We start from the raw sequence: 7,346 nt of genomic DNA on the forward strand, positions 1-7,346 counted from the left end.
GTTTCGGCCTCTCACTGAATCCGGACCGAACTCTCGCGCACCAGGAACCTTGTAGCGGTGGTACTCGTCCGCCTGATTCGGCAGGATCCCTTCCATGAGGTCTCAGGGCAGTGGGCTGTCACCCTCGTGGGTCGCGCGAAAGGTCGTCACCTACGACGAACTCCAGGCTGTGGCAGGCTCGCTGTGGTGGCTGCAGTCCGATCCCGATCACGGTGGGGTCCAGCGCCTGATGCGTTCGGATCGCTCCGGCACGGTCGTCGCGGTGACGCCCTCCGGTCTCCCGGTCGGAAGCCGACTCCATGCCTACGGCGGCGGCAGCTTCGCCGTCACACAAACCGCTGTGTGGCTCGTCGGCGACGACGGTTCCCTCTTCCACCAGCCGTTCGACGGCATGCCGGGCATCGACGTCGTCGAGGTCAACCAGCCCGACCGTGCGACCCGGCGCAAGCGCGGCAAGACGGACGCGATCGATGCGGACGCGGCCGCACGGGCCGTACTCTCGGGACGTGCTACCACTCTGCCGAAGACCGCAGACGGTCCTGCAGCGGACATGCGCGTGCTGCGGCTGGCCAAGGAATCGGCCGTCAAGGCGCGCACCCAGGCGATGAACCAGCTCAAGGCCATCCTCCTGGTCCTCGACCCCGATCTGCGCGAACTGCTCACCGGACTGACCAACCCGGCCCTGATCGCCACCTGCGCGGCTCTCGATGACGACCGCGGCGAGGCGGCCTTCGCGATGCGCCTGCTCGCCGGCCGGGTCCAGAGTCTCTCCCAAGAGATCAAGGAGCTGACCAAGCGCACCACCAAGGCTGTCCGGACCAGTCGGCCACAACTGCTGGAGCTGGTGGGCGTCGGGCCAGACAGTGCTGCAGTCCTTCTCATCGCCGCAGGTGACAACTCCGACAGGCTCACGGATGAGGCATCGTTCGCGGCCCTGTGCGGCGTCAGTCCGGTCGAGCAGCCCTCCGGCAAGACCTCTCTGTCAGCCTTGGGTGAGACATCCCGCCTTGTCGGGTTAGCCTGAGAGGGCCCGAGTAGGAGTTCCACCCCTGATGACCAGCACCAATCCGTCCGCAGCCGACCCGGCTTCCCGGCCGAAACGCCGCACGTTCAGTCCCGAGTACAAGCTGCGGATCGTCGCCGAGTACGACGCCACGCCCGAGGGCGAGAAGGGCGCGGTCCTGCGCCGCGAGCGCCTGTACCACTCCCACGTCACCGAGTGGCGGGCCGCGCGCGACGCCGGGGCCCTGGAGAACCTGGTCGACCGGCGCACGAGCCCGGCCCGTCCGAAGAAGTCCGCCGCCGAGGCCGAGAACGAGAAGCTGCGCCGGCAGGTGGAACGGCTGGAGAAGGAGCTCGCCCGGAACAAGGCCGCGTTGGAGGTTCTGGGAAAGGCGTCGGCGCTCTTGGAAATGATCTCCGAGAGCGCGGACTGAGGCACGCCGCCGATCCCGTCGTGGACGAGGCGTTCACCGCCGTCGAACACGAGCTGGGCATCACGGCCGCGTGCCGGCTGACCGGCCGATCCCGGGCCACCCACTACCGCAGGCTGAAGCCGCCTCCCCCGCGCGGGCCCAGGTCCCCGCAGGTCCAGCCGTCGGCCCTGACGGCCGAAGAGCGAGATGCGGTCCTGGCGTTGATGAACAGATCCGAGTACGCCGAACTGCCGCCCGCGCAGATCCGGGCCCGCGAGCTGGACACCGGGCGCTACCACTGCTCGGTCTCCACGATGTACCGGATCCTGCGCGAGCGGGGGCAGTCGGGTGAGCGTCGCCGCCAGGCCACCCACCCGGCCAAGACGGTGCCCGAACCGGTCGCCGACGGTCCCTCCCAGGTGTTCACCTGGGACATCACCAAGGCGGCCGGCCCCCGCAAGGGCATCTGGTACCACGCCTACGTCATCATCGACATCTTCAGCCGCTACATCGTCGGCCACACCGTCGAGCTGGCTGAGGAGTCGATCCGCGAGACCATCGCGCGCAACGGCATCGTCCCCGAGACCGTGCACGCCGACCGCGGCACCTCCATGACCTCCGGAAAAGTCTCCCAGCTGCTGATCGATCTCGGCGTCACCAGGAGCCACTCGCGCCCCAGGGTCTCCAACGACAACCCCTACAGCGAGGCCCAGTTCAAGACCACCAAGTACATGGCCGACTTCCCGAAGCGGTTCGACTCCCTGGCCCACGCCCGCGAATGGTTCGATGCCTTCATCTCGTACTACAACCACGAGCACCGACACTCGGGCATAGGACTTCACACACCCGCCAGCGTCCACTTCGGCACCGCGGAGGAGATCCGCGACCAGCGGGCCGTCACCCTCGCCGAGGCCCACGCGCGCCATCCCGAACGCTTCGGTCACCGCCCCAGACCACCCCAGATCCCCCAGACGGCCTGGATCAACGACCCAGCCAAACGCAGGGAACCCACACCACAAACCTCATAACGTCACGACCGTCTCACTGGACTTGAAATCTTCCGAAGACCCAGCGAAGGCGGCTCGACCGCGGCGGTCACCGGCAGGCCAACGCCGCCCTCTACCGCATCGTCCAGTCCCGCATACGCTGGGACGAACGCACCCAGGCCTACCTGCAGCGACGCATCGCCGAGGGCATGTCCAGGCGCGAGGTCATTCGCTGCCTCAAGCGCTACGTCGCCCGAGAGCTCTACCGGCACATCCGGCCAGCGGTGACAACCGTGGTGCCTGCTGCCGCTTGACGAACCATCTACGGAACCCACAAGACCCCGGCGATCAGGTCATGGCTGGCCCAACACGCCAGGTTCCACATGCATTTCACCCCGACCGGATCCTCGTGGATCAACCAGGTGGAACGCTGGTTCGGCTTCCTCACCGACCAGATGATCCGCCGCAGAGCCCACAAGAACGTCCAGGCCCTCGAGCGGGACATCCGCACCTGGGTCAAGAACTGGAACGAAGACCCCACACCGTTCACTTGGACCAAGACCGCCGACGAGATCCTCGAATCCCTCGCCCAATTCTGCCGACGGATCTCCGGCGCAGGACACTAGGTGAGGGCTTGCCGACCCGGCTGGTCAACGCCGGAATACGCGCAGCCAGTCAGTGGCCGGCAGGTCCAGGGCAATCAGGATACGGGCGAACAGCGCCGCGATGAGAGTTAGGACGAGCAGGACCACCAGTTCCGGCACCTGGAAGTGTGCCAGTGCGACGACGATGGCGAGCAGGGCGAGGACCATGGATGCCTGGACCGTGACCGCCAGGACGGTGCGGCGGCGTGGAGAGTGTGACGGGTGCCATTCCGACTCAGGCTGCAAGATGGCGGGGTCGATGACCAGGACCGGGTGCAGTTCGCTTTCGTGGGGCTTGGTGGCCTGGGTGAGGATGGAGGCGCACAGGTGGGCGATGCGGTCCTTGCTGGCCTGCGGCTGCCGGAGCAGCCTGGCGCGTGCTCCCTTGAAGTTGGCGACCAGGTCTGTTGAAACGGTAAGGATCCTCTCGCGTGTGTACGGGTCGGTGCGCGCCGAGAGAGCCCGGGCCTGGGTGAGAGCGGCTTGGCACAGGGTGCTGATGGAGGCGGACAGCGCGTTGCTGACGCCTTGGTGGTGGTGGGAGCGGCGAGTCACCTCCGGTCCTGTGCCGAGGAGTTCGACCACCTCCATGGCCGCCCGGGTCGTGGACGCGAAGACGGTGCCGCGTGCGGTGATGCGGGCGTCGGCGATGGCCAGTGCCGTGGTGGTGAGGAGCATGATGTAGAGGAGGCTGGCCTCTTGTCCGGCGAGGTCGACTGCGGCCATCGCGGCGAAGATCAGCGCGGCCGGCACTGCCCAAGTCAGTAGGACACCGGCCTTGTGGGTCGCGAAGGCCTTGGACCGCTCCGCCATCGCATCGCACCTGGGCAGCTCACCGGCTGGGATGCCGTGCAGCCGCAGGATGGTCCGGACGCGGTGCGCGCTCTCCAACTGCCTGTTCAGGATGCGGGATTGCAGCAGCGGGAGGTGCTGCAGCGCCCGGCCGGGGCGCCGGGCGGAGTAGAGCGAGGCAGCGGCGATGAACGTCACGGTGAAGAGGACCCACAGCAGCCACGCGGTGAATACGGCTGTCAGAACTGTCATGGCCGCAACTGCATCATGTGCCTGTGACACGCGCCCGGGGGGCGGCTTCGCCGTGCGTGAGGGGGCCCTTGTGCCGGTCGCCGCCGCCGTCGTAGTCGGCGCAGAGTATGGGCCACAATGGCGCGGTGGACTACGACCTGAGCCGGCTGGGCAGCCGGGAGTTCGAGCATCTCGTGCAGAGCCTGGCCAAGTGCGTGCTCGGACCCGGAGCTCGCGTGTTCGGGGACGGCCCCGACGGCGGCCGGGAGATCTCCTTCCACGGCCCGGTCCCCTACCCTCACCGCGGGCAGGAGTGGGACGGGTACGGGGTCGTGCAGGCGAAGTACCGCCAGGTGCCGGCTGCCCGTCCCTCAGACGGCACGTGGCTGCAGCGGGAGATCCGCAAGGAGCTCGAGGACTGGGCGTCGGCGGGCTCCAAGCGTGGCGCAGTACCGGAGTTCATCGTCTTCGCCACCAACGTGCGGCTGAGCGCCGCTGCCGGGAGCGGCGGGATCGACCGCATCGAGCGGTTCATCGCCGGTGAGGCCTTCAGGCGGGGAATCGCCCTCAAGGGCTGGGCTGTGTGGCACAGGGACGAGATCTGCCGCTTCCTCGACACCCATCCCCAGGTACGTCAGAGCTACCTCGCCTTCCTGACAGCCAGTGATGTCATCGCCCAGCTCGTGGGCCGGGATTCCTCGCACGCCTTACCGGCCGATGTGGCGGCCGTGATGCGTGCCCATGCCGCGGGCGAGCTCATCGCCGACCAGTGGCTGCGCCTGGGCCAGGCCGGCGCCGAACCCAGCGCCGGGAGGATCGGCCTCGGCCCGGTGGCGGTCGACTTGAACGCCGCATGCGAAGCAGGTCCTGACGGTCCGCGGACGGTCCTGGCAGGGCAGCATGTGATCGAGCGCGGGGACAGCGTCCTGCGCCCCTCCCGGCAGCCAGCGGTAGGCCGACCGCACATCCTGCTGCTCGGCGGGCCCGGGCAGGGCAAAACCACCCTCGGCCAGCTGGTCTGCCAGGCCTACCGGGCAGCGATGTTCGACGAGGACGACCGGCTGCTGACCGCCCAGGTGCGGGATGTGCTGCGCGCACTGCGCCGCGACCTCGCGGAGATGGGATTCCGAGCGCCGCGCTGCCACCGCTGGCCGTTGCGGGTCGCCCTGCACGCCTACGCCCAAGCCCTCGCCGAGCAGGACTCCCCCAGCCTGCTGCAGTTCATGGCCCGTCAGATGAGTCTGCGAACCAGCGGCGTCACCGAAGACGCGCTCAGGCACTGGCAGCAGACCTGGCCATGGCTGCTGGTTCTGGACGGCCTGGACGAGGTCGCCCGGCCCGCCAGGGAGGCCGTCCTGCAGGGCATCGAGGAGTTCCTGTCCCTGGCCCGCTCCTTCGACGCTGACCTGCTGGTGGTCGCCACCACCCGGCCCCAGGACTACCGCGGCGAGTTCCACCCCGGGGACTACGAGCCGCTGACCCTCACCGACATGAGCCCCGAGGAGGCGCTGCACTACGCCGGCCGGCTCACCCAGGCACGTCACTGCAGCGACCCTGACATGCACGCGACGGTAATGGAGAGGACAAAGGCCGCCGCGGACAACCCGATGACCTGGCACCTCATGCGCTCCCCGCTCCAGGTGACGATCATGAGCCTGCTGGTGGAGAAGCGGCTGCGGATGCCGCAGAACCGCTACGAACTCTTCGACGCCTACTACGCCACCATCTACGCCCGCGAGGCCGACAAACCCGGGCCCACGGGAGAGCTCGTGGCCGAGAACCAGATCCACATCGACTGGCTGCACCAGTACGCCGGGCTCACCATCCAGACGGACGAAGTCGTCACCGAGCCGGCCGACATCCTCACCATGCCGCTGAGCGACCTCCGGGACCGTCTGCGTTCCCGGCTGCTGGAGGAGACCGCAGACCCGCTACGCGCCGACGCCCTGTCAGCCGCCCTCACCGACGCGGCCACCGAGCGCCTAGTCCTGCTCGTCTCCCCGCAGGACGACGCCGTCGGTTTCGAAGTCAAGAGCCTCCAGGAGTACTGCGCCGCCCGGGCCCTCCTGTCCGGGCCTGACACCCAGATCGTTCCCCGCCTCGGCTACCTCGCCACCGACAAGGCCTGGTATCAGACCTGGCTGCTCGCCGCAGCAGGCCTGTTCACCACCCGCCCGTACCTGCGCGACAAGCTGCTCACCGTGCTCCGCGACCTGGATGGGAACAGCCCGGCCCACACGCTGCTGCTTCCCGGCGCCCATCTGGCCCTCGCGATGCTGGACGAGGACCTCGCCCGCCGGTACCCCAAGTACCACATCCACCTCGCACAGCACGCGGCCGAACTCATCACCGCACCGAACGACTTCGCATTCGACTACGCGCTGACCTTCCGCCAGCCTGGGATGGCGCAGACCCTCACCCAAGCCGCCGACCGCAGCGACCAGGTCCGCGAACGTCTGGTGAACACCGCCAGGACCGCGCTCGGCGGGCAAGGCCTGCGAGCCGTGTTCTGCCTGCGGACCCTTGCCCGCTGGGCCCGAACCGACGGATGCCTGCAGTCTGCGGCACTGCAGTTGCTGGACTCCGCAGCCCAGAGCATGAGCGGTGAGCACCTGGCCGCTGTCAAACTCTTCACCAGCAAGGTACTGGGGAGCACCTCCGCCCCCACGCTTCCCCAGCAGACCCCGGCAGCTACGGGCAGCACGACCACTCTCGCCGCCTTCCTGCCCGGCTCGGACACGGCCCCCGCACCAGGCCACGAAACCGGCGACGCTCAGGCCGCCCTGCGATGGGTCGTGAAGTGGGCAGCCAACATCCAGGTCACCAACGAGCTCGTCGACGACGTCACGGTCCCGCTCGCCGACCAGGACGCGCTGGACCACGGCCCACTCCTCACCGAGAGCATTTGGGAATGGGACATGCTGCCCCACGCCCAACGCCTCCTGGCCGAAGCAGCTATGGCGCAGCCACCGACAGGGTGGAGTATCGCCCGGGCGTTTCTCCATGCCCTGCACGACATCGCGTCCTGGGACTTCGCTCTGGGCCCCGTCACGGTGGCGGGCATCAACGACTGAACCGCATCCAGCCCACGCCCGCACCGCCCGCGGACCCCGCCGCCGCGCGACTGCGGCGACCATCTGAGCCGTAGGCCAGTCAGCGGCCGACACTGCGCATCTGCGGCAATGAGGTTCCCCCGAGGTGCGGAAGGTTGCCGGACATGGCCTGATTGGCCGTGAGAAGGGAGCCTTTGCCATGGCTGCACCGATGAAGTACCCGCC

Annotated in this window: 5 protein-coding genes and 2 pseudogenes; 6 read left to right on the plus strand and 1 reads right to left on the minus strand. The window is 68.4% G+C overall.

Features of this window, described 5'->3' with window-relative positions:
* The first annotated feature begins 94 nt into the window (after positions 1-94).
* The 5 genes and pseudogenes from ACFRAR_RS14810 to ACFRAR_RS14830 all read left to right on the plus strand — a co-directional run.
* A complete protein-coding gene (locus ACFRAR_RS14810; protein WP_380698438.1) occupies positions 95-1,024 on the plus strand; it encodes a transposase in 930 nt (309 codons plus the stop codon).
* A 28-nt stretch (positions 1,025-1,052) separates the two neighbouring features.
* Positions 1,053-1,436, plus strand: a complete 384-nt coding sequence (locus ACFRAR_RS14815) for a transposase (RefSeq protein WP_380698439.1) — start codon at positions 1,053-1,055, stop codon at positions 1,434-1,436.
* Positions 1,437-1,639: 203 nt separating this feature from the next.
* A complete protein-coding gene (locus ACFRAR_RS14820; protein ID WP_380698440.1) occupies positions 1,640-2,443 on the plus strand; it encodes a transposase in 804 nt (267 codons plus the stop codon).
* A gap of 35 nt (positions 2,444-2,478) precedes the next feature.
* A pseudogene (locus ACFRAR_RS14825) lies at positions 2,479-2,715 on the plus strand (IS110 family transposase); the annotation flags it as partial.
* A 9-nt stretch (positions 2,716-2,724) separates the two neighbouring features.
* Positions 2,725-3,027, plus strand: a pseudogene (locus ACFRAR_RS14830) (transposase); the annotation flags it as partial.
* 24 nt (positions 3,028-3,051) lie between these two features.
* Here the strand turns inward: ACFRAR_RS14830 and ACFRAR_RS14835 are convergent.
* Positions 3,052-4,089: a hypothetical protein gene (locus ACFRAR_RS14835; RefSeq protein WP_380698441.1), complete on the minus strand. Its 1,038-nt coding sequence runs from the start codon at positions 4,087-4,089 to the stop codon at positions 3,052-3,054.
* Between the two features lie 125 nt (positions 4,090-4,214).
* On the opposite strand from ACFRAR_RS14835, the gene ACFRAR_RS14840 reads away from it, so the two are divergent.
* Entirely contained in the window at positions 4,215-7,142 is a 2,928-nt protein-coding gene (locus ACFRAR_RS14840) for an NACHT domain-containing protein (RefSeq protein WP_380698442.1), read from the plus strand.
* Positions 7,143-7,346: the final 204 nt, after the last annotated feature.

Source organism: Kitasatospora sp. NPDC056651, from assembly GCF_042792155.1.
GTDB lineage: Bacteria > Actinomycetota > Actinomycetes > Streptomycetales > Streptomycetaceae > Kitasatospora.